The sequence below is a fragment of the Labrenzia sp. PHM005 genome (assembly GCF_006517275.1).
Taxonomy (GTDB): Bacteria; Pseudomonadota; Alphaproteobacteria; order Rhizobiales; family Stappiaceae; genus Roseibium.
Window position 1 is genome coordinate 2911068 of sequence record NZ_CP041191.1, and the last position, 21087, is coordinate 2932154.

The 21087-nt window shown below is 55.4% G+C and carries 25 protein-coding genes; 13 read left to right on the forward strand and 12 right to left on the reverse strand.

What is annotated here, in order from left to right; genetic code table 11:
• Window positions 1-31 precede the first annotated feature (31 nt).
• The 8 genes from FJ695_RS13035 (at window position 32) to FJ695_RS13070 (ending at window position 5189) form a co-directional block, all read left to right on the forward strand.
• Entirely contained in the window at window positions 32-682 is a 651-nt protein-coding gene (locus FJ695_RS13035; RefSeq protein ID WP_141185857.1) for a hypothetical protein, read from the forward strand.
• A 31-nt stretch (window positions 683-713) separates the two neighbouring features.
• On the forward strand, window positions 714-992 hold the full coding sequence (locus tag FJ695_RS13040) for a hypothetical protein (protein WP_141185858.1): 279 nt from the start codon (window positions 714-716) through the stop codon (window positions 990-992).
• Window positions 989-1681 carry a hypothetical protein gene (locus FJ695_RS13045; RefSeq protein WP_141185859.1) on the forward strand — a complete coding sequence of 231 codons (693 nt, stop codon included), beginning with the start codon at window positions 989-991 and terminating at the stop codon, window positions 1679-1681. The genes FJ695_RS13040 and FJ695_RS13045 overlap by 4 nt, the downstream gene beginning before the upstream one ends.
• A complete protein-coding gene (locus FJ695_RS13050) occupies window positions 1638-2408 on the forward strand; it encodes a hypothetical protein (RefSeq protein WP_141185860.1) in 771 nt (256 codons plus the stop codon). The genes FJ695_RS13045 and FJ695_RS13050 overlap by 44 nt, the downstream gene beginning before the upstream one ends.
• A gap of 203 nt (window positions 2409-2611) precedes the next feature.
• The gene (locus tag FJ695_RS13055; RefSeq protein WP_133946398.1) at window positions 2612-2941 is read left to right on the forward strand and encodes a RebB family R body protein; all 330 of its coding nucleotides are present in this window, start codon (window positions 2612-2614) and stop codon (window positions 2939-2941) included.
• A 235-nt stretch (window positions 2942-3176) separates the two neighbouring features.
• The gene (locus FJ695_RS13060) at window positions 3177-3542 is read left to right on the forward strand and encodes a RebB family R body protein (RefSeq protein WP_168206357.1); all 366 of its coding nucleotides are present in this window, start codon (window positions 3177-3179) and stop codon (window positions 3540-3542) included.
• Between the two features lie 142 nt (window positions 3543-3684).
• The gene (locus tag FJ695_RS13065) at window positions 3685-4512 is read left to right on the forward strand and encodes a rhodanese-related sulfurtransferase (protein ID WP_141185862.1); all 828 of its coding nucleotides are present in this window, start codon (window positions 3685-3687) and stop codon (window positions 4510-4512) included.
• An 89-nt stretch (window positions 4513-4601) separates the two neighbouring features.
• On the forward strand, window positions 4602-5189 hold the full coding sequence (locus FJ695_RS13070) for a hypothetical protein (RefSeq protein WP_168206358.1): 588 nt from the start codon (window positions 4602-4604) through the stop codon (window positions 5187-5189).
• Between the two features lie 51 nt (window positions 5190-5240).
• Here FJ695_RS13070 and FJ695_RS13075 read toward each other — a convergent pair whose 3' ends face one another.
• Complete coding sequence (locus tag FJ695_RS13075) at window positions 5241-6140, reverse strand: LysR family transcriptional regulator (RefSeq protein WP_141185863.1); 900 nt, start codon at window positions 6138-6140, stop codon at window positions 5241-5243.
• Window positions 6141-6245: 105 nt separating this feature from the next.
• Here FJ695_RS13075 and FJ695_RS13080 point away from each other — a divergent pair, with 105 nt between their 5' ends.
• The 3 genes from FJ695_RS13080 (at window position 6246) to FJ695_RS13090 (ending at window position 8190) form a co-directional block, all read left to right on the forward strand.
• Entirely contained in the window at window positions 6246-6668 is a 423-nt protein-coding gene (locus FJ695_RS13080) for a DoxX family protein (RefSeq protein ID WP_141185864.1), read from the forward strand.
• A 42-nt stretch (window positions 6669-6710) separates the two neighbouring features.
• Window positions 6711-7670, forward strand: coding sequence for a glutathione S-transferase family protein (locus FJ695_RS13085; protein ID WP_141185865.1), 960 nt, complete (start codon window positions 6711-6713; stop codon window positions 7668-7670).
• A 190-nt stretch (window positions 7671-7860) separates the two neighbouring features.
• On the forward strand, window positions 7861-8190 hold the full coding sequence (locus FJ695_RS13090) for a hypothetical protein (RefSeq protein WP_141185866.1): 330 nt from the start codon (window positions 7861-7863) through the stop codon (window positions 8188-8190).
• Between the two features lie 35 nt (window positions 8191-8225).
• Here the strand turns inward: FJ695_RS13090 and FJ695_RS13095 are convergent, their stop codons facing one another.
• Both FJ695_RS13095 and FJ695_RS13100 read right to left on the reverse strand, forming a co-directional pair.
• Window positions 8226-9107: an SMP-30/gluconolactonase/LRE family protein gene (locus FJ695_RS13095; RefSeq protein ID WP_141185867.1), complete on the reverse strand. Its 882-nt coding sequence runs from the start codon at window positions 9105-9107 to the stop codon at window positions 8226-8228.
• Between the two features lie 86 nt (window positions 9108-9193).
• A complete protein-coding gene (locus FJ695_RS13100) occupies window positions 9194-9679 on the reverse strand; it encodes an Lrp/AsnC family transcriptional regulator (RefSeq protein WP_141185868.1) in 486 nt (161 codons plus the stop codon).
• 183 nt (window positions 9680-9862) lie between these two features.
• Between FJ695_RS13100 and ald the strand changes: the two genes are divergently transcribed.
• Window positions 9863-11002, forward strand: a complete 1140-nt coding sequence (gene ald, locus FJ695_RS13105; RefSeq protein ID WP_141185869.1) for an alanine dehydrogenase — start codon at window positions 9863-9865, stop codon at window positions 11000-11002.
• A gap of 74 nt (window positions 11003-11076) precedes the next feature.
• Here ald and FJ695_RS13110 read toward each other — a convergent pair whose 3' ends face one another.
• The 5 genes from FJ695_RS13110 to FJ695_RS13130 all read right to left on the reverse strand — a co-directional run bounded on the left by FJ695_RS13110 (window position 11077) and on the right by FJ695_RS13130 (window position 14863).
• Entirely contained in the window at window positions 11077-11349 is a 273-nt protein-coding gene (locus tag FJ695_RS13110) for a hypothetical protein (protein ID WP_141185870.1), read from the reverse strand.
• Window positions 11350-11448: 99 nt separating this feature from the next.
• Window positions 11449-11721, reverse strand: coding sequence for a bacteriocin (locus FJ695_RS13115; protein WP_141185871.1), 273 nt, complete (start codon window positions 11719-11721; stop codon window positions 11449-11451).
• A 54-nt stretch (window positions 11722-11775) separates the two neighbouring features.
• Window positions 11776-12048 carry a bacteriocin gene (locus tag FJ695_RS13120; RefSeq protein ID WP_141185872.1) on the reverse strand — a complete coding sequence of 91 codons (273 nt, stop codon included), beginning with the start codon at window positions 12046-12048 and terminating at the stop codon, window positions 11776-11778.
• Window positions 12049-12298: 250 nt separating this feature from the next.
• On the reverse strand, window positions 12299-13933 hold the full coding sequence (gene pgi / locus FJ695_RS13125; RefSeq protein ID WP_141185873.1) for a glucose-6-phosphate isomerase: 1635 nt from the start codon (window positions 13931-13933) through the stop codon (window positions 12299-12301).
• A 141-nt stretch (window positions 13934-14074) separates the two neighbouring features.
• Complete coding sequence (locus FJ695_RS13130; protein WP_141185874.1) at window positions 14075-14863, reverse strand: delta-class carbonic anhydrase; 789 nt, start codon at window positions 14861-14863, stop codon at window positions 14075-14077.
• Between the two features lie 268 nt (window positions 14864-15131).
• Here FJ695_RS13130 and FJ695_RS13135 point away from each other — a divergent pair, with 268 nt between their 5' ends.
• Window positions 15132-15713 carry a PilZ domain-containing protein gene (locus FJ695_RS13135; RefSeq protein ID WP_141185875.1) on the forward strand — a complete coding sequence of 194 codons (582 nt, stop codon included), beginning with the start codon at window positions 15132-15134 and terminating at the stop codon, window positions 15711-15713.
• 164 nt (window positions 15714-15877) lie between these two features.
• Here FJ695_RS13135 and eda read toward each other — a convergent pair whose 3' ends face one another.
• The 4 genes from eda to FJ695_RS13155 all read right to left on the reverse strand — a co-directional run bounded on the left by eda (window position 15878) and on the right by FJ695_RS13155 (window position 21003).
• Window positions 15878-16516 (reverse strand): bifunctional 4-hydroxy-2-oxoglutarate aldolase/2-dehydro-3-deoxy-phosphogluconate aldolase, encoded by a 639-nt coding sequence (gene eda, locus FJ695_RS13140; protein WP_141185876.1) that lies wholly within the window; start codon window positions 16514-16516, stop codon window positions 15878-15880.
• A 9-nt stretch (window positions 16517-16525) separates the two neighbouring features.
• Window positions 16526-18346, reverse strand: coding sequence for a phosphogluconate dehydratase (gene edd / locus FJ695_RS13145; protein WP_141185877.1), 1821 nt, complete (start codon window positions 18344-18346; stop codon window positions 16526-16528).
• Between the two features lie 133 nt (window positions 18347-18479).
• On the reverse strand, window positions 18480-19955 hold the full coding sequence (zwf, locus tag FJ695_RS13150) for a glucose-6-phosphate dehydrogenase (RefSeq protein ID WP_141185878.1): 1476 nt from the start codon (window positions 19953-19955) through the stop codon (window positions 18480-18482).
• A gap of 100 nt (window positions 19956-20055) precedes the next feature.
• Complete coding sequence (locus FJ695_RS13155) at window positions 20056-21003, reverse strand: carbohydrate kinase (RefSeq protein ID WP_141185879.1); 948 nt, start codon at window positions 21001-21003, stop codon at window positions 20056-20058.
• Window positions 21004-21087 lie beyond the last annotated feature (84 nt).

Here is a 21087-nt window from a genome sequence, read left to right on the forward strand (position 1 = left end):
CGCCGGCGCGCCAAGCAGGGAGGAATAGGCCATGTTCGGCGCGCTTAAGACAATGATGATCCGCGGTAGGAAGACACCGAAGCCTTCGGAACAGGCGGTGCTGTCAAAGGAAACCGTGCCAGGTCTGTCGCGGGATTCAAACGGCCATTTGAAGCCGGCAGCACAAAAGGACGAGAGTGCCATGGCAGATGACAACAACGGCAAAGGTCCGCCTTCTAACTCCAGCGGTAGGTCAGGAGGAGCAGGTGGCAATGATGGTGCGAATGCAAGTGGCATAGGAACCAATTCCAGTCAGCAAAGCACAAGTACCGGGTCTGCCCCGTCAACGTCAGCCCTGAATCAGCAGGCTGTTCAGGCCGCGGAATTCTCGAACTATGAGAACGCGGACTATGCAGCCACCATGGTTGCAACGCCGCCGGAACTCATGGTTGGGCAAACGACCGGGCTGGCTATCCAAGACGCAGCCAATTACATGAACGCGATTATGCAGATCGCAGTTGCTGCTCAGGCTGTTGCTATAAAAAAAGCAGCCGAGGACCCGGCTCTGGCAGGCGCCGAAGTACCTCTGCTTACCGATATTCAGCAAATGGTGACCCAGGCGGTTACTGTGTACGGAACAGTCAGCACGACAGCTGGTACGTCGGCCAAAACGGTGATCTCGGATTTCAAGGCGGGATCATGACTGTGCTGGCTGAATCACGAGGAGGCTGCCAATGCTGGAATCCAACGATCTCTTCAACAGGCCATCAGAATTTATGTTCAATGGCCCGACTGTAAGGCTATCGCTGACTGTACAGGCTTTCATATGTGAGAACGGGTCGGGACAGGACAAAAAGAACCCAAAAACCGATGACCGGGACACTGAAGAACCTGACCTGCCGCAGACCGGGCCGAAAGAAAAGACGCTTACCGAGGCTTTTGACGACTTAGAAGCTGAAGAGCAAGAAACGGTCAAACGACTGGTTGACCGCATGATCGGGAGAAAACAATGACTGCCCATCTCGCATATGCTTGCCAGGAGATCGATGAACAGCTCCTGGAATGTCTGCTGACCTGGAGTGAAGCAGCAGGTCAGGGACGTGAAAGCGCACAGCTGGCACCGGTCCATGCCCATTATGGACAACGTTCGTCGTCTCTGATTGAGGCTAGAACCGCGATTGAAGCCGCGATCCGAGCCCTTGATGAGGAAACGGCAGACACCGAGGCGAGCGATCTCAGGAAACACTCAGTTCAAAGTGAGGTCCGGGATCAGGAGAAGACTGTCCACGTAACCGTCGACTGCCATTGTGCAGATGTTGAGTGGCGAATGATCCACGTTGAAGGCTCCAGTTCGCGGCCCGACCGGCCGCAGAGACAGAAAGAACGGTGCCGGGGCCAGATCCGGGATTGGAACCGCGACATTCTTGCTTGCCGGCCGATGTCCGCAAGCTTGCCTGTTTCCATGCGCAAAACCACCAAAAGACAATCAGGAATTGGCGGCGTCAATAAAGAGAGCACTGAGACTGCGGAGATAGACCTGGACGCGGCAATTTCTATGGGCCGGACCGAAGCCGCCAGCGAGTATGCAATTGCTGACCCCGGCGACGTTGAACTTACTCCCCAACAGCCGGAAGAGACCTTTGTGAAGGAGCCGGAAAATGGCACGCAAAGCAAGTCAACCAGGTCCCGCAAACGTGGATGATCCGAAAACTTCTGGAGCTGATGTACCGGCCGGCAAAGAGCCGCTGCCGCCACCATCAGCCACCGGCGCCTCCTCAGCGGACGCGGGTGCGGCCAATGCCAGCCTGTCGTCTGAAAATCAGAACTTGGCCGGGAAATCTAAAACCGCTGATCCTGCGGGGACAGGGCAACCAGCTGCTGCAGAACAAGTTCAGCAAGGAGGGCACACATCCGGCCGCGGCACACCGTCCTCGGATCTTTTGAAGCAGATTCTGGAGGGGTTTTTGAAAACTTCGACGCTTCAAACCGATTACCAGACCCTTTACCGCTCACTGCCAGCGGTGGTCGGGATTGCCGCAGAGATCATGAAGAAGAAGGAAGCCGGGGACACGGCCCTGGACGAAGGCATGCAAGCGGTGGAGCGGGTTCTTGGCGATGCCCGGGATAAAGCGGAGCAATTGTCAACGGCCATGTCGGCGCAACAAGCGGCGCTTGAGGAATTGTTGAACAACAAGGCGTCTTTGACGGACCTTCTAAAAGCCAGCCAACAACAAACCAGCGACAAGATAAAAGGTTTGCCGCATTTGGGATTTGAGGCGGCTGCACTAGCCGATCCCAAGGTTGCTTACCAGCTCAACACGCTGATGGGTAACATCAATGCGATGGTCTCCAGGGAGGTTGAGCGCCAGCTCTCGGTCTTGCGCAATAAGGTGGCGTCGGTTCAGCAGTCTGGAAATCCGCAAAAGTGATCCGGCTGGAGCCCGGGTTATTGAGCCCGCTGGCATCCTGCCGGCGGGCCTCTTCCGCTCTATGCGTCTCCCTTGAGATATCGCGCTATTTTAGAGCAATTTCAATCAGATAAGACAGTTTGCCGTCACATTCCAAGCAGAGGTGCGTCTAACCAGATGCCCATGGCCGGATCTAGTCCGGCTTAGTTCAAGGAGTAGCAAGTATGGCAGATCCCGTAACAGTGAACCCGATGGTGACGGATGCCGTGACCCAATCCAACGTCAAGGTGGTCGGTGAATCCCCGGCCATGGCCATCAGTACACTGTATCAGTCTATGGCGCATTCAACTGGCATTCTGTTTGAGAATGCAGTGGCGGCACAGCAGCAGCAGAATATCCTGGCGCAGGCAGCTGTGAACCAGGGTGTCATGCAGATTTACAGCATGGATACAATGGCCGGTGCAGGGGCAACCGAAAAGGTTGGCCAAACCGGTGTCGCGGACAATCTGACCGGTCTGATGACCGTTTTACAGGCTTTCAGTGGCGGCCGGTAAACCGGCTCTGGATCAATAAACTCTTGGCTCTGTTCCAGTTTCTGGAACGGAGCCCTTGTGTTTGGTGGAGGTAATGGACTTTTGGCAACTTAAGGTTGATACTTCTTTCTGCGTCCCGACGGTAATTGGTGGCAGTTTGGTTCGGATATTCGTTCAATCAGCACCAATTCGGGATGGAAAGGGCAGGTGGCGCCCGCAGCAAACCGGACGTTTCCGGCACGTGGAGGAAGAAATCATGCCGACAAAACCTCAAACCCAACCGGCCGGTCCGGCCGGCGACCCGATTACCGAACTGGAAAATGAGCTGGAAGCTTTGTCAAAGATCGGCGAAGCAGCCAATCTCAACGACCTGGTGCTGGGGATGTCTCCAGCTATGGCCGCAACAAGCATCTATGTTTCCAACGCGAATTCTCTCAGCATTCTTTATGAAAACGCGGTCGCAACGCAGCAACAGCAGACCCAGCTTGCGCAAAGTGCGTTGAAGGCGGGCATTGCCCAATTGCAGAAGATCACAGACAGCAGCAGCACGGCGGCCGCGACCTCTGAAAATCCGGATCAGGACATCCTCTCGCTTCTGAAAGCGTTGAAAGAAGTGGTGTAGCGGCCGCCTGGTCCGGGGTGGTTCGAAGGCAGTAAAACAGGCTGCCAAAAGTGCGGTCTTTTCAGACTGGGGGGTGTCGCTGTATAGAAGGCGCCAAACGGGCAATGCCCGACAGCGCCTTCAAGCAAAAAGAACACGCTCCATGAACGACTTTCTTGTCGCAGCCCTTTATCTGTTCACGCCGCTCGATAATTTCGAGGAGATGCGCGATCCGCTGAAAGCATTTTGTGTGACCCAGGATGTGCGCGGCAGTATTCTGCTCGCCGCTGAGGGCATCAACGGCACGATCTGCGGGCCTGAAGCGGGTGTGCGTGCCGTTCTGGACCATCTTCGCTCTGACGAACGGCTTGTGCAGTTGTCGCACAAGGAGTCCTGGACCCATCGGCATGTCTTCAAACGTATGAAGGTGCGGCTCAAGCAGGAGATTGTTCGTCTTGCGGTCGACGGTATCGACCCGAATGAGGTGGTTGGCGAATACGTCAAACCAGAAGACTGGAATGCGTTGATTTCCGAACCTGGTGTCATCGTCATCGATACCCGCAATGACTATGAATATGCCTTTGGCACGTTTGATGGCGCGGTTAATCCGGAAACTCAGTCTTTCCGCGAGTTCCCGGACTGGGTGCATGATCAGGACAATCTGAAGGAAAAGCCAAAGGTTGCGATGTTCTGCACCGGCGGGATCCGCTGCGAAAAAGCAACCGCCTGGATGCTGAAGAACGGTTTTGACGACGTCTATCATCTTGAAGGCGGCATTTTGAATTACCTGGAGAAGGTGCCGGAAGATAAAAGCCTCTGGAAGGGCGAGTGTTTTGTTTTTGATGACCGGATCTCCGTCGACCACAAGCTGGAACCCCGCTGGGGCGCGTGGGTGCCGGAAGAAGCCAAGCACATCATCAATGAAGACACCGACTACGAAAAAGGTCCGGCTGAAAATGGTGCCTCTGATGCCGATGAAAGAAAATCTTAACGGCTGTTAACTTTTGGCTTTTCCCGGTGGTGAAGCTTCCCTAAAGTCAAAACACAGAAAGGTTCCTGTGCCAGACTGGGGGAAGTGTCATGCGTCGCACATTCTGGAGCGCGGCCTCCGCGCTGTTTTTTAGTTCAATTGTTCTCGCTCCGGCTTCCGCTGGCGGATATGCATCGTCCTGTTATGAGCAGGCTGTGGTGCCGGCGGTTTATCAAACCGTTCAGGAGCGGGTCCTGGTTCAGGCCGCCAGCAGTTATGTCGTTCAAAAACCAGCGGTCTATTCCTTTCAAACCCGGCGTGTTCTGGTCCAGCCGGAACGGGTGAGTTACCGGACTAGTCCGGCCATATATAGAACCCAGCAACACAAGGTTCTGGCAAAACCGGCCAGCAGCGGATGGGAGTACCGGACCATCAAGGGCCGCAGGATCTTGTGCAAGGTTCACTATCCTGCCGTTTACCAGATGGCGAGCCAGCAAGTGCTGGTGAAACCGGCTTCCCGGGTGGCGGTCCGGCAGCCTGCGGTCTACAGCCATGTCAAAGAAAAGGTCTTGGTGCAGCCCGCAAGTCAGTACCGGGTTCAAAAGCCGGCAGTCTATAAGACGGTAACCCGCAGGGTTCAGGTGCAACCAGCCCGCACGGTTTGGCAGCCGGTTCGGGTTCGCGGCTGCCGGAGCTGACGTTTCACTGCAGAGGTAAACTGTAGAACCTAGTCACATCGGTTCGGGTGCTTACCAGGTCTGGCCAACCGGTTGCAGCTTTTTGGCCAGAAAGTCGACGAAGACCCGCACTTTGGGCGCCATATTCCGTTTGGAGTTGTAGATCGCATAGGCATTGATCTCGAAGGCGTTGAAGCTGGAGAGCAGCGTCTTCAGGCGGCCTTCGGCAATGTCCTGATGCACCATGTATCCCGGACAGAGCGCCAGACCGCAGCCGGCGAGGACATAATCGCGGACCGCACGGGCGCTGTTGACCAATAGACCACCTTCGACAGGTACCTGGATGAGATTACCGTCCTCATGAAACGGCCAGCTGTGCGGGTTGCGGAAATTCGTGTCGATGATGCATTGGTGCTGGCCAAGATCATTTGGTTTTTCCGGCGTGCCTTTTTCCTTTAAGTAAGTGGGCGAAGCGCATAGGTAGATTGGGGACGGCGCGAGCTTGCGGGCGATCAGGCCGGAACTCGGCAGATCTGCGATACGCACCGCCACATCAAATCCCTCATCGACCAAATGGACATGCCGGTCCGATAGGCTGAGGTCGACTGAGACACAAGGAAAGGCCTTTGTGAACTCAGGCAGAAGGGGTGCCACATAAAGTTCGCCAAAGGTGGTTGGTGCGCTTACATGCAGCCGTCCGCGCGGTTGCTCTGACTGATGAAGGATCAGGTCTTCCAGTTCATCGATATCATCCAGCACTTGGACACAGCGGCTGTGATAAAGCTGGCCGGCTTCTGTTGGGCTGAGGCTCCGGGTTGTCCGATTGAAAAGGCGCGTTCCAAGGCGGTTTTCGAGAGCCTGTACCTTTTTCGAAACAAGGGTTTTGGACGTGCCGAGTTTGTCGGCGGCACTGGTGAACGAGCCGGTTTCATAAACGGATACAAAGGCGCGCATGGCGTCGATCAGATTCATATTGTTTCCGATTTTGCATCAAAGAGTATCATTTTCCCGTATTTATAAAAATATTTGCTCCAATTAAATCGAAAGGGCAACCACATTTCTTTATGGGAGATCGTTATGATCGATACCAAAACTGGCCCCTATGCCATTCTTTTGCTGCGCGTGTCTTTAGGTGTTTTGTTTTTGGCACATGCTGGGCTCAAGTTTTTTGTGTTCACCCCTTCAGGCGCTGCGGGGTTCTTTCAGTCCCTGGGATTGCCAGGTGTTCTGGCCCATGTGACGATCGGTGTTGAAGTGCTCGGCGCTCTGGCACTGATCACCGGTTTTCATGCGCGTATTGCGGCGCTCGCATTGCTGCCAATCCTGATCGGCGCCATCGTATTTGTGCATGGCCACAATGGCTGGCTGTTTTCCAATGAAAACGGCGGCTGGGAGTTTCCAGCATTCTGGGCTCTCGCGCTGATTGTGCAGGCTCTGCTGGGCAATGGCGCCTATGCGCTTTCCGGCAAAGACAGCCCTTTTGTGGCGCATGCCGCCTGATCCGAAGCCCCAAATCCGACAGGAAAAACTTGAGGAAACACAATGCTGATCGATGGCAAATGGAGCGCCGACTGGCACCCGTATCAGAAAACTGACGAGGGAGGCCGGTTTGTCCGCCAGGTATCGAGTTTCCGGACCTGGATCACAGCGGATGGCGCGCCGGGACCGGAAGGGCAACCGGCACTGAAAGCAGAAGCTGACCGGTTCCATCTCTTTGTGAACTACATTTGCCCCTGGGCCGGCAGAACTTTGATTGTGCGCAATCTGAAAAAGCTCGAGGAGCTCGTGACTGTCTCGGTTCTGGAACCTGTCATGAGCCCGCAAGGTTGGCGGTTCGGCGATTTTCCAGGCGCATCGGGTGCAGATACCGAAATCGGTGCCACCTATATGCACGAGATCTACACCTGGTCGGATCAAGGTTTCACAGGCCGGGCGTCAGTTCCGGTCTTGTGGGACAAAAAGCAAAAGCGGATTCTCAACAACGAGTCTGCCGATATTATCCGGATCTTTGATCGGGCGTTTCAGAACCTGACGGGTGAGCCGCCCAGCCTCCGGCCACAAGAGCTTGGTCCGGACATTCAGAAGCTAAGCGAACGCCTCTATGAGACTTTCAACAACGGCGTCTATCGTGCCGGTTTTGCCCAAAGCCAGAGTGCCTATGAAGAAGCTGTGGGCGGGATTTTTGCCACATTGGACGATATGGAAACCCGTCTCGGGGATGGCCGGTCCTATCTGTTTGGAGACAACCTGACCGAGGTTGACGTCCGGTTTTATGTCACCTTGATCCGCTTTGATGCCGCTTATTTGAATCTCTTCAAATGCAATTTACGGCCGATCCGCGATTACCCGCATTTGCGCAGGTATCTCCGCCGGCTCTATGTGATGCCGGAGTTTGGCAAAGCTACATTTATCGATCACATCAAGGCGGGATACTATTCTATCAAGGCTTTAAACCCGAGCGGCATTATCCCGCTTGGACCGGATCTGGATTACTTGAACTGACATCGACAGAGGCAAGTCAGATTTCCGTTTGAAGTCGAGTTTGGTTCGCTGCCACGCAGGTACGTAGCAAGTGTAGTCTACAGAATAAGGAGTTCTTTAAGCAGGTTTGCCGGATTTGCTTCTCTGATTGCAGCGTATTCCCTAAGGTCATTCCAGGATTTCTCGCAATCCTGACGACGGGAGTAAAAATATGCAGTTGCCGAGCAATTTCTTGAAGATGGCCTTGGTCGCAGCGTTCCTGGGGGCAGCACCTGCCTCCGCTGCTGGTATGAGAACAGCCTGCTATGAAAAAGTTCATCAGCCTGCTGTGTATAAAAACATCACACGAACCATCATGACCCACCGGGCCCACACTGCCTGGGAGAACCGGATCATCAATGGACGCGATGTCCTTTGTAAGGTGCATCGGCCGGCTGTTTATCAAAAGGTCCGTCAAAATGTGATGGTTCATCCTGCCCGGACAGTTTTAAGGCCTGTCCGCAATTGCAATCAGAATGTCAGGATATCCAGCAACTTTTGATGCCAACGAAGTTGGGTTGGGTTTTGCGGCTCTGATCAGGTCTTGAAGCGGTCGGCCGTCAAACCTTTTTTGTTGTGACCTTCGACGAGGAAAAGCCCGCCGGACAGCGTATCCGGTTCGATCGCTGTCGGATCGGTCGGCTGTTTAATGCTGGTGATGATCAGATGATCCAGGTCAGGTCCACAAAAACACGGCATCGTTGGCCGTTGAATGGGCATTTGAATGGCTTCCAGAAGCTGACCATTTGGCGCAAAACAATTTACGACACCGGCGGACACGCCACCGCTCCAGTAGTTGCCGCTGCTGTCAACAGTCGCCCCGTCCGGCCGTCCGGTTTCATTGGTTTGCTGGGCAAACAGCATTTTGGAGCCGAGGGATCCTGTGTCGGCGTCAAAGGCGTAACACTCGATCCAACCCGGCGACGTATCGGAATGGTACATGTAGGCGCCATCCGGAGACCAGGCGAGGCCATTGGAACACTGTAATTCGTCACGGATTTCTGCGACGTCCCCCCGACCATCGACGCGGTACAGCCCTGCAACTGGTTCTCTCGGCGAGCTGGTGTCCATCGTACCGACCCAAAAAGCGCCATCCGGACCGACTTTGCCGTCGTTCAATCGCGTCTGCGGCCTGTCGGTCTCGATTTCAGCCAACACTTCATGGGTTTCGGATTTCGGATCAAATAAGAGAACCTTGTCCCAGACACTGACAACCAGCCGGCCATCGTCACATAGGCCAAATGATCCGACTTCATTGTCGAAATGCCACGTGGTGATGTCCCGGCTGTCCCAGGCCATGGACTGGATCGTGCGGCCTTGGATATCGACCCAAAGCAGGCTGTTGGTGCGGTCGTCCCATGTCGGGCATTCGGCAAGCTGATAAGTCGTGTCGAGAAATCGGGTAATCGTGTGGGACACCAGAGCGGGTTCCTTGAAAGCCTCTAAGAAGGGCCGCGACTATAGCGGGCGTTTGCAGCAGCGTCGATAGTGCAATGCTGTGTTGTTCAGATGTCTGCGACCTCAATGGTTTCCGGCAAGGGCAGGGCTGTGCGCTTGACGATCGGGCGGATCGCAAAAGATGACTTCATTCGCAATACGCCGGGCAGCTGAGCGAGGTGATCCCGGTGTATGCGTTCAAAATCAATCGGGTCGGCCGCCGTCAGCCTCAGAATATAATCGGCATCACCGGCCATTAAAAAACATTCCATGATCTCTTCCGAGCGGGCGACCGCCCGTTCGAAACTCTCCAATGTTTCCTTGGATTGGCCGGTCAAGGAAATTTCGACAAAGACATCCATACGCCGGCCAAGTTTTCTTTGATCCAGCAAAGCGACGTAGTTTTCGATGATCCCCGCTTCTTCCAGAGCGCGCATGCGCCGGAGGCAGGCGGACGGGGACAGCCCGATCTTTTCCGCAAGATCGGCATTGGCGATGCGGCCGTCCGATTGCAGGACATTCAGGATTTTCCGGTCGAGGCGGTCTAGGATCATAATGCTGCACTGCACATAATGCGGAGTAGAGAAGTCTTGACGGCAGAATATACAAATGATTTCGAATATTGCGCAAGATTATTGTTTGAATGGGAGGTTTTTCGGAGACGAACGCAAGCACCTGCGGAGCGCCGAATGATAGACTTAAGGCAATGATAGACCCCACCCAGAGGAGACGGGCTCATGCGTATTGGCGTTCCTAAAGAGATCAAAAACCACGAATACCGGGTTGGTTTGACGCCGGACAGCGTTCACGAAATGACCGCACATGGTCATGGAGTATTTGTTGAGACAAATGCGGGTGCTGGCATTGGTGCAAGCGATGCCGACTACGAAGCCTGCGGCGCTAAAATCTTACAGACCGCAGCAGAAGTTTTTGAAACCGCGGAAATGATCGTCAAGGTTAAGGAGCCGCAGGCTGTTGAGCGCGCTATGTTGCGCCCGCACCACATCCTGTTCACCTATCTGCACCTGGCTCCGGACGCAGAGCAGACCGCGGATCTGGTAAATTCCGGTGCGACCTGCATTGCCTATGAGACCGTAACCGATGCTCAGGGCGGTTTGCCGCTTCTGGTGCCGATGTCTCAGGTTGCTGGCCGCCTGTCGGTATTGGCCGGTGCCAACAGCCTTGAGAAGATCAACGGCGGTTCTGGAACCTTGATCGGCGGTGTTCCGGGTGTGGAACCGGCCAAAGTGGTCGTGATCGGCGGCGGCGTTGTTGGTTCCCATGCCATCACCATGGCGCTGGGCCTTGGAGCGGATGTGACCGTTCTGGACCGCAACACCCATGTTCTTGCTGACCTGGCGCAGACTTTTGGCTCTGGCCTCAAGACTGTTTATTCGACCAAATCTGCCTTGGAAAAACATGTCCTGGCTGCAGATATCGTCGTTGGTGCCGTGCTGGTGGCTGGTGCTGCCGCGCCGAAACTGGTCACCGCGGAGATGGTCAGCAACATGAAACCGGGTTCTGTGCTGGTTGACGTTGCCATCGACCAAGGTGGCTGCTTTGAAACATCGAAAGCCACCACCCATTCTGATCCGACCTACATCGTCGATGAAGTTGTCCACTACTGCGTTGCCAACATGCCGGGAGCCGTACCGCGTACGTCTGCCTATGCGTTGAACAATGTAACTCTGCCGTTTGCGTTGGCTCTGGCCGGAAAAGGCGCAAAACAGGCACTGCTCGACGACCCGCACTTCCTGCCGGGTCTGAATGTTCATCAGGGTAAAATCACGTGCGAGGCTGTCGCCACCGCGCTCGGATACGATTACGTCGATCCGGCATCTGCACTTGAGGGCAGCGCTGCCAGCAAGGCAGCCTAAGCCAAGCTTGTCCTTCTACTGAAAAACAAAAGGCCAGCCTCTGGGGCTGGCCTTTTCGATTCTCTGCCGTGGGATTATGGACACTTGACCTTGTAAGGTGTGCCCTCCTGATCGTAGGCGATACAACTGCGCGGTGTCGTGATAACTCCGATGAGGCCACCGCCGATGGCGCCAATGGCCGCACCCGCCAATGCAGCCCCAGCAGTAGAGCCTGCTGCCGCTCCGATAGTCGCGCCTGTTGCGGCTCCCAGACCGCCGCCAACCAGCATCCTGTCTCTTTGGCTTTCTGTATTCACACAGCCGGCAAGCAGCAGGGTGAGTGACAAAATGGCAAGGGCAGGCTTCATCCCAGGCGCTCCGTTAACAATTGGTTAAGCCTAGGGTGCCGGGGCGATGGTTAACAGTTTCTTAACGAGAGCTGTTATCCAACGCCCGATTTGGTCAGCTTACGGACAGGCGACCCGATAAGGGTTGCCGTAGCGGTCATAAGCTACGCAGTTTTTCGGAGTGGTTGCTGCGCCAACAACAGCACCGCCTGCGCCGCCGATCAGGGCGCCGGCGATTGCTCCGCCTGCACCGCCACCGTCAACCGCGGCGCCAATGACAGCACCGGTCGCCGCGCCAAGGCCGCCGCCGACTAGGGCACGATCCCGCTGACTGTCGGATTGGCAGCCGGCCAGTAAAGCTGCCGTGGCCGCAATTAAAAATAGTTTCTTCATTCCAAATTCCTTAGCTGTCTGGTTAATGCCGGACATGGGGCGCTTACGAAGTTCTTATGGGCAAACAACCCGGTAAGGATTGCCGTAGCGGTCATAGGCGACACAGTTTTTCGGTGTGGTTGCCGCACCAACAGCTGCCCCGCCAACACCGCCGATTACCGCACCTGCAATTGCTCCGCCGGCTCCGCCGCCATCAATAGCAGAGCCAATTACTGCACCGGTAGCTGCGCCAAGTCCACCGCCTACGAGCGCACGGTCGCGCTGGCTGTCAGATTGACAACCGGCGAGCGCAAGGCCGGCGGCCGCGAGCAAAATGAGCTTTTTCATGAATGAGATCTCCTCTTTAAAAAAGGACGCCCGACGGCACCTCTCGGTCAGCTCCACAATGTAGAATCACGAAGCGTAAATCAATGAACACAACGTAGGTCGGTTTTGCGCGTCCGGCAATCCGCGATATGGATCGCCGAAACCAGATTCGCAAACCAACTCAACCATATTTCGGCTGGAACACACCCGCTCGTTGAGGCAAAAGTATGGCAGGTGAGACGGTCTGCCATTGACCTTGCTCAACAACGGGTCAATCGGAGGCCGGTGCGCTCAATGCGGTCAGCAATCCTCTGGTCGAGGAATCCTTGGTTGTTGGCTCCACTTCTCCCCGCACAATCGGTAAGAGGGCTGTCGCCAGTTCTTTGCCCAGTTCAACGCCCCATTGGTCAAAGGAGTTGATGCCCCAGATAACGCCTTCAACAAATACCCGGTGCTCATAGAGCGCAATCAGCCGGCCAAGAGTAAATGGTGTCAACTGGTTATAGGCAAGAGTAAGAGACGGGCGGTCGCCGGGGAAAACTTTATGTGGTGCCAGACGATCAACGTCTTCTGCCGAAAGACCGGTGCTGGCGAGCAGGGATTTTGCTTCGTCCAGCGTGCGACCGAGCATCAAGGCTTCGGATTGTGCCAGGCAATTGGAGATCAGCAATTCATGCTGATGTGCAAGATCGTCTTCATGTCCCTGTGCGGCGATCAGGAATTCACACGGGATCACAGTCGTTCCCTGGTGCAGCAGCTGGTAAAAAGCGTGCTGGCCATTGGTGCCTGGCTCACCCCAGACAAGCGGACCTGTGGCGCCATCAACCGGGGTGCCATCGAGTTTCACCCGTTTGCCGTTTGATTCCATATCCAACTGCTGCAAATACGCCGGCAAGCGGGCAAGGCGCTGGTCGTAAGGTAGAACGGCACGCGACCCGTATCCGAGTACGTTTCGGTGCCAAATGCCGATTAGAGCCATCAGCACTGGCAGGTTCTCTTCCAAAGGTGCGGTTTGGAAATGTGTATCCATCGCATGGGCACCTTCAAGAAACTCAAAGAAGGCATCCGGGCCGATCGCGATCATGAGAGGCAGCCCAATGGCCGACCAAATCGAATACCGGCCACCGACCCAATCCCAAAAGCCAAAGACCCGGGATTCATCAATGCCAAATGCGGCGACTTTGTCGAGGGCGGTGGAGACAGCCGCAAAGTGATCGCCAACGGCATCTTCTCCCAGCGCGTCGGCGATCCATTTGCGCGCGGTTTGCGCGTTGGTCATGGTCTCGACGGTCGTGAACGTCTTCGAGGCGACGATGATCAATGTGGTTGCCGGATCGAGCCTTTCCAGCGTGTCGGCAATATGGGCGCCATCGACATTGGAGACGTAATGGAGCTCGGGGCCGTCGTGATAAGGGCTAAGCCCAAGCGTAGTCATCGCTGGCCCCAGATCTGAGCCGCCAATGCCGATATTGACGACGTCCGTGAAAGGAGCCTCTGATGAGGATGTCAGGTCGCCGGAACGGATTGTTTCGGCAAAGTCTGCCATTGCGTCCAATACCGACCGGATGTCCGGCATCACATCATGGCCGTCAACCAACACCGGTTCATCCGATCGGTTGCGAAGCGCCGTATGCAAGACTGCCCGGTCCTCTGTTTGGTTTATTTTTTGGCCGCTGAACATGTCTGCCCGCTTGCTTTCCACGTCGGCAAGACGAGCGATCTGCAGCAGCAATTCGAGAACCTTGGCATCCAGCTTGATCTTCGAATAATCGAGCAGAAGATCATCGCAATGGGACGAGAACTTTGAGAACCTGTCCGGGTCATCCTGGAACAGGGTTCTGAGTGAGGTGCCGGACAAAGTGTCCGCCTGCTGAGCGAGCATTTCCAAAGTTGCGTCAAGCGTCATGCAGGTTTCCTTAAATCGATTTAATACTTCGGGGCGAGCCCATGAATGCGCTGCGGCACCAGATAGCACAGCTGTCTATTCACGCAAAGGCGGGAAAGGTTTGCGAATGCCGCCGACCCATAAGGCCGGCGGCAAAACGGCTCAGTTGATTGGAGCCAGAAGTTCTTTTGCGGTCACGAGCTGCCGGACACCGTGGGAATGGTCTTCTTTAAAGACATTGCCCGCTTCCGCCCAGGCATTGAGGGAATTGATGTCGAGTTTCGCACACTGCGGACGTACGCTCCAAGTGACCTGAAAGGGCGAGCATTTTTCTTGGGTGTAACTGGTGCCAGTCGTTGAGCCAATGAAGGTGACGGGTGTCCCAGTTCCGCTGGGCAACGCTTTGGGTTGGTGCCGGCCATCCACAACATTGTTCTGATAGGCAAAGTCCATGAAATTCAGCGCCTTAGCGTCGTTCACTACCAAAAACACTTGAGCCTCGACGCGCAATTGCGGATTGACGCAAGCTTCGCTCAAACAGGAACCCAGACCTTTGCCTGGTGTAATATCGCAGGACGAATAGACCCAATGGACTTCGATGGTGTCGCCGGGTTTGACACCGTGGTAAGCGCTAGATGCCGGAGCGCTCAATTCAGCTTCTGTAAGACTGTCTGCTTCGTTGCACTGATAGCCTCCATGATCGCCTGCGCCTGCAAAGACGGCATAGCCCGGCCCTTTATGCTCGGCATTTGTGTGGGTATGAAGATTGCAAAGGTTCATTTCGCTCGACGGGGGGGCGAAGGCGACATCGGCCATATTCGACCCATCCGTGCTGGTGATGTCGCGTGGGGTCTGCGGACCATAACCCTGACAGATATTCTCAGCTTGGGCGGTAAACGGCAGCAGAACGATTGCCACAGCTTTGAGTGAGATTTTCAAAGGAACTTTCATCGTCATCTCCAGCAGTTACGGATCAATCTATGCGATTTTTCTGGGGCACCGTTCAAACTTTGGACCGGTCGTCTTGGCATTCCGTAGGGGTGTAAAAATCTGGGCGCAGGCCTTAAGTGTCGCAATGTAATGATTTTCAAGAATTTACGCGTAACCCCATGCTCTAGCGTACTTGCGATTTGTACCATCTTTCAAGGGCGGAAGTGGCCGGTGTTAAGCGAATTGAAATGATACTTACTTTAAGTAATTGGTGTCGTCGGAGGTAGAGATGAGCGCACTCGCACACTTGCAAGATCAACCGGAGGCCGAGGAAGAAGTCCTTGTCGTTGATTTGGAGAACCTGTCGGTTGTCAATGCTGTGATCTCAAACGTCAGTGAGTGGGGCTGCCGGCTGACGTCGCCTGAGATTCAGGAACTTGGCAAAAACATTGGAATTCGGCCAAAGGATTCCGACAAACTGGTGAAATGTCAGATTACTTCCCGAAAGTCAGACGATGCTGCTGTCATTTTTTCTAAGAACTCGGAGAAATTTGCCGACAAACGGCGGGAAAAACGGAACACAGTCAGCATTCCGGTTAAGATCTCTGATTTTGATGGCATAACTGAGATTGACGGAACCATCGTGGATGCGGGAAAGAACGGCTGCCGTGTTATGGCCAAAAGCCTGCCAGCCCTTCCCGAGGAAGTGCTCTTGACCATGCAAAAATTCGGCAAGCCTATCGTTGCCGAGTTTGCGTGGCGTAACGATAGTGCCGGCGGACTTAGAATGCTCTGGGACCGCGATGTTGGTGGCGATGAAGAGGATGAAGACGCCGAAGCCGAACCGGCGTCTCAACAAGCCTCAGCCTAGCTAGCGCTCTCACAAATGAGATGGAAATGGCGGAGTTGAACCTTTCTGGATACAAGCTAGCCGCCCTCGGTAAACCTTTCGGTTTTCAAGAGATTGTAGCGCGGTAACCAGGTTAGTACACCCCATCGAGAAGGGGGGCGAGAAACGGCAGCAATCTGAAAGGCTTAGGTGATTAGTCCGGCTGCTGCCCGGGCCCGTTCTTCAATGCCAGTCCAGTCTTCTGCCGCAATAGCCTTCGGATCCGCAATCCAGGATCCGCCGACGCATAAAACGTTCGGCAATTTCAGATAGTCTTCTGCCTTGTCGATGCTGACGCCGCCGGTTGGACAGAATTTTGCAACAGCTAATGGCGATGACAGGGATTTCAGATAGGCAGCGCCCCCGGCTTGTTCCGCTGGAAAGAACTTCAGGCGCTCATAGCCGCGTTCCAGAAGTTTCATGACCTCAGAAGCCGTTGCCGCCCCCGGCAAAAGGGGGGTGCTGTGTTCGTCGGCAGCGTCTAGCAGGGTGCGGGTTGCTCCGGGCGAGACTACGAAGCGGGCACCGGCTGAAACCGCCGCATCATATTGCTGCGGAGTCAGGACAGTTCCGGCACCGGCAATCGCTCCTTCCACATGGGCATTGACCGCTTCGATAGCCTCCAGAGCGCGAGGGGTGCGGAGAGTGATCTCGATCGCTGGCAGTCCGCCGCGGACCAAGGCCTCAGCCATCGGAACAGCCTTTTCCGGATCTTCAATGACCAGAACCGGAATGACCGGGGCTGCGGTCATCACCGCTTCAATTTTTTGGATGTCCTGTCCCATATCTTCTCCTTAACCACCAAACACGTGCGCGCCGGTATCTGCTGCGCCGACATTGGCGCGGAAGGCGGCGAACAGGTCGCGGCCAACTCCGGATTGGTGATGTGTCAAATCTTCTTGTGCCGCAGGGCGGGCTTCAAACTCGGCCGCATCGACAAGAACCGTCAATTCGCCAGTGACTGCGTCAATGCGGATCATGTCTCCGTCTCGGATTTTTGCAATTGGTCCGCCGTTTGCTGCTTCTGGTGTAACATGGATGGCGGCCGGTACCTTGCCGGAGGCGCCGGACATCCGTCCATCCGTGATCAACGCAACTTTGTGGCCACGGTCCTGCAGAATGCCGAGGCACGGTGTCAGCTTGTGCAGTTCCGGCATGCCGCAAGCTTTTGGTCCTTGGAACCGAACCACGGCTGCGACATCGCCAGTCAGCTCCTTGTTGGAAAACGCCTTCAGGAAATCTTCCTGCGTATGAAAAACAAGGGCAGGTGCTTCGATGATATGGCGCTCTTTGGCGACCGCTGAGATCTTGATTACGGCTTTTCCAAGATTGCCGGTCAAAACTTTCAACCCGCCGGTTTCCTGGAAGGGTTTATGGGCCGGTGCCAGAACGGTTTCGTCGCCGGAGATTTCCGGTGCATTTTGCCGGACGACATTGCCATCCTCATCGAGTTTGGCTTCCACCGTGTAGCCGGATAGATCGCTACCGTAGACCGTCTTCACGTCCTGGTGCAGGTAACCGTCTCCCAGCAATTCACGGATCAGGAAGGCAAGGCCGCCGGCGGCCTGGAAGTGGTTCACATCGGCTTTGCCATTCGGATAAACGCGGGCAAGCAGCGGGACCACATCAGACAGTTCTGAAATGTCATCCCAGGTGAGTTTGATCCCGGCAGTTGCAGCGATAGCGACCAGGTGCATGGTGTGGTTGGTCGAGCCGCCAGTCGCATGCAGGCCGACAACACCGTTGACGATGGCCTTCTCATCGATGATCTCACCCGCCGGGGTGAATTCATTGCCGAGTGCTGAAATCGCCAGGGCCCGTTTGGCGGCTTCCTTGGTCAAGGCTTCGCGCAAGGGCGTGCCTGGGTTGATGAAGGATGCGCCAGGCATATGAAGGCCCATGATCTCCATCAACATCTGATTGGAGTTGGCAGTCCCATAGAACGTGCAAGTTCCCGGTCCGTGATAAGCCTTGGATTCAGATTCCAACAATGCATCGCGGCCAACTTTTCCTTCCGCATAAAGCTGGCGAACTTTGGCTTTGTCGTCGTTGGAGATCCCGGTGGTCATCGGGCCGGCAGGGATAAAGACTGCTGGGAGGTGGCCGAAGGAGAGGGCGGCAATCGCCAAGCCGGGAACTATCTTGTCGCAGATGCCAAGGAACACAGCGGCGTCGAACATCTGGTGGGACAGGCCGACTGCTGCGGACATCGCGATCACGTCCCGGGAGAACAGCGACAGTTCCATACCGTCCTGGCCCTGGGTGACGCCGTCACACATGGCCGGAACACCTCCAGCGACTTGGGCCACAGCCCCCACTTCATGAGCCGCATCCCTGATCAGGCCCGGATAGGTTTCATACGGCTGGTGGGCGGACAACATGTCGTTGTAAGCAGTGATGATGCCAAGGTTTGGCACGACATCGTCGGAAAGGGCGGCTTTGTCCGACAGACCGCAGGCGGCAAACCCATGGGCAAGGTTGCCGCAGGAAAGGCGTGAGCGTTGCGGGCCCTTATCGGCCGCTTGTCCAATGCGGTCCAGGTAGCGGCCGCGGCTGTCCCGGCTTCGCTCGATAATCCGTTCAGTAACGGTTGCGATTTGATCCCTAACGGTCATAGACCTGTCTTCCTCTTTGCTCGCCGAGGCAATTCTGCCGGCTGGCGTCGTCATTTAGGCACTTCGGTCAATTGCATGTATTAAATCGATTTAAATTCTGAGCAAAGAACAGGAGTTATCCCATTCCTGCGCTTTAGCTGAGTTCGTCTTCCGCCCAGGTGCGCCCATCCCGCTCGACCAGTGCGATCGACGCTGATGGACCCCAGGTGCCGGCGGTATAGCCTTTCGGTGTTTCCTTGGAAGCTGTCCAGGCTGCTTGGATCGGATCGATCCACGCCCAGGCAGCATCAACCTCATCCCGGCGCATGAACAGGGTCTGGTTGCCGCGGATCACATCCATGATCAGCCGCTCATAAGCATCCGGATTGCGCACTTTGAAGGCTTCAGCAAAGCTCATATCAAGCGGTACTTGCCGCAGGCGCATGCCGCCGGGGCCAGGATCCTTAATCATGACCTGCATCTGCACGCCTTCGTCCGGCTGCAGGCGGATGATCAGCCTATTGGCCGTAATTGTACCGGCTTCCCGGCCGAAAATCGAATGCGGGATTGGCCGGAACTGGACGACAATTTCTGAAACCCGTTGGGCCAGCCTTTTGCCTGTGCGCAGATAAAAAGGAACTCCGGCCCACCGCCAATTGGAGATTTCCGCCTTTAGCGCCACAAAGGTTTCCGTGCGGCTTTCGTCGTGGCCAAGCTCTTCCAAATACCCTGGAACAGCGCCACCAGCTGACGCACCAGCGCGGTATTGGCCGCGAACAGTGAGTTTGCCGGCGGTTTGTTCTGTGATCGGCGCAAGTGCCTTTAGAACTTTGAGCTTTTCATCCCGGACGCTGTCCGCATCCATAGACTCCGGCGGTTCCATTGCGACCAGACACAAGAGCTGCAGAATGTGGTTTTGAACCATATCGCGCAGGGCGCCTGCCGTGTCGTAATACCCAGCGCGGCCTCCAGTGCCCAGGGACTCGGCAACCGTGATCTGGACATGATCAATGTGTGCGGCGTTCCACAGCGGCTCGAACAAGGCATTGGCAAAGCGCAATGCCATGAGGTTCTGCACTGTCTCCTTGCCGAGATAATGATCGATCCGGAAGATCTGGTGTTCGTTGAAGACGGCCCCGACAGTATCGTTAAGCGCCTTGGCAGAAGCACCGTCCTTGCCGATCGGCTTTTCCATCACCACCCGGGAGTTGTCGTTGACGACACCGGTCTTGCCTAGGTGTTCACAGATGGTGCCAAAAAGGTCCGGCCCAACGGCGAGGTAAAACGCGCGGATTGAGTCCGTGCGTTCTTCGAGTACGGTTTTAAGGTCGTCGAAACCGGAGCCGGTGGCAATATCGATTTTGACGTAGCGGATACGGCTTAGAAACTTTTCCAGATGCGCTGGGTCAAGGTCGGAAACGTGTTCTTCCAGAGCCTTGCGGGCGTAATCCCGGTAATCGTCATCGGAATAATTTCGGCGGGCACTGGTGATGATCCTGGCGTCATCCGGCATTTGGCCGTCAGCATCGCGGTGATAGAGGGCAGGGAGCAGCTTGCGGTGTGCAAGGTCTCCAGAGGCGCCGAACACCACCAGATCGAAATTGTCTACTTCGATGACGCGTGCCGCCATGAACCCTTTCCCTTCCAAATCCAAGTATTCCGTACCTAGAGCCGGAACACAATCTGCGTTCGGCAGTCTTTTAAATCGATTTAATTCTTTTGTCAGCCCCTCATTTCAAGGCGCTTCCGTCTTTTTCAAGATCTGCCATCGTCGGTAGATCCGCACCGCGCCGCGAACAGGTGATCGCTGCAGCCCTCGTGCAAAATGTCATCAACCGGGTGAGGTGGCTACTGCTAAGATCCGACAGGTTCTGCCGGCCACTTACACCAAGAGTGTTTAAACCAGATAACAGAGCAGCCTGGAACGTGTCGCCGGCCCCGACAGTATCGATCACATTGACCGGTACACCTGGAACATTTGCTTCTGATTGTGCCGTAAACGCAGACGCGCCATCTTTTCCGCGTGTGACCACAACCAGTTTTGCCCCCTCTGCCAACCAGTCCTTGGCAATCGCGTCGACAGGTTCACCAGGTGCAATTAGGTCGAGGTCCTCGTCGCTCACCTTGATCACATCTGAATGCGGGACGATAGCCTGTGTGTTTTTCCGCCAAAGTTCCATGTCGGCAACAACGGTCGGGCGGATGTTGGGATCAAAGGAGATGATTGAACGGGCGTGCTCGCGGAGGATCAGCGATTTCAGGGCCGATGCAACAGGATCGGTGAGGGCGGTGTAGGAGCCGATATGGATGAAGGCTGGGCTTGTCTCGAACTCCGGCAAGTCCTTTTCAAAAACCATCCGGTCGGCGGCGTTCACCCCGTAAAAGGTATAGGCGGGTTGGCCGTCCGGGCTTTGTTGAACGAGGCTCAAGGTTGTCAGGTGATCGGTGCGCAGCACATAGCGGTCCGAAATTCCTTCATCTTTGAGTTTTTGGGCCAGTTTTTCGCCCAAGGCGTCTTTCGAGATGCCGCCAAAAAACGCGGTGTCTTCACCCATCCGCGCAAGGCCCATGGCGACATTGAGCGGTGATCCGCCGATCCGGGCATCGAAATTCAAACTGTCCTTGCCAGTGTCCGAACCAAAGAGGTCGAAGAGGGCTTCACCGCAAACTAAAAACATGTTTGGTCTCATTTGGACGCGGCCTTGAACCGCTGTGATGTTGTGAGTGAGGCTCTAGGGAAGAGCCCAGCTATACCCGTTGGC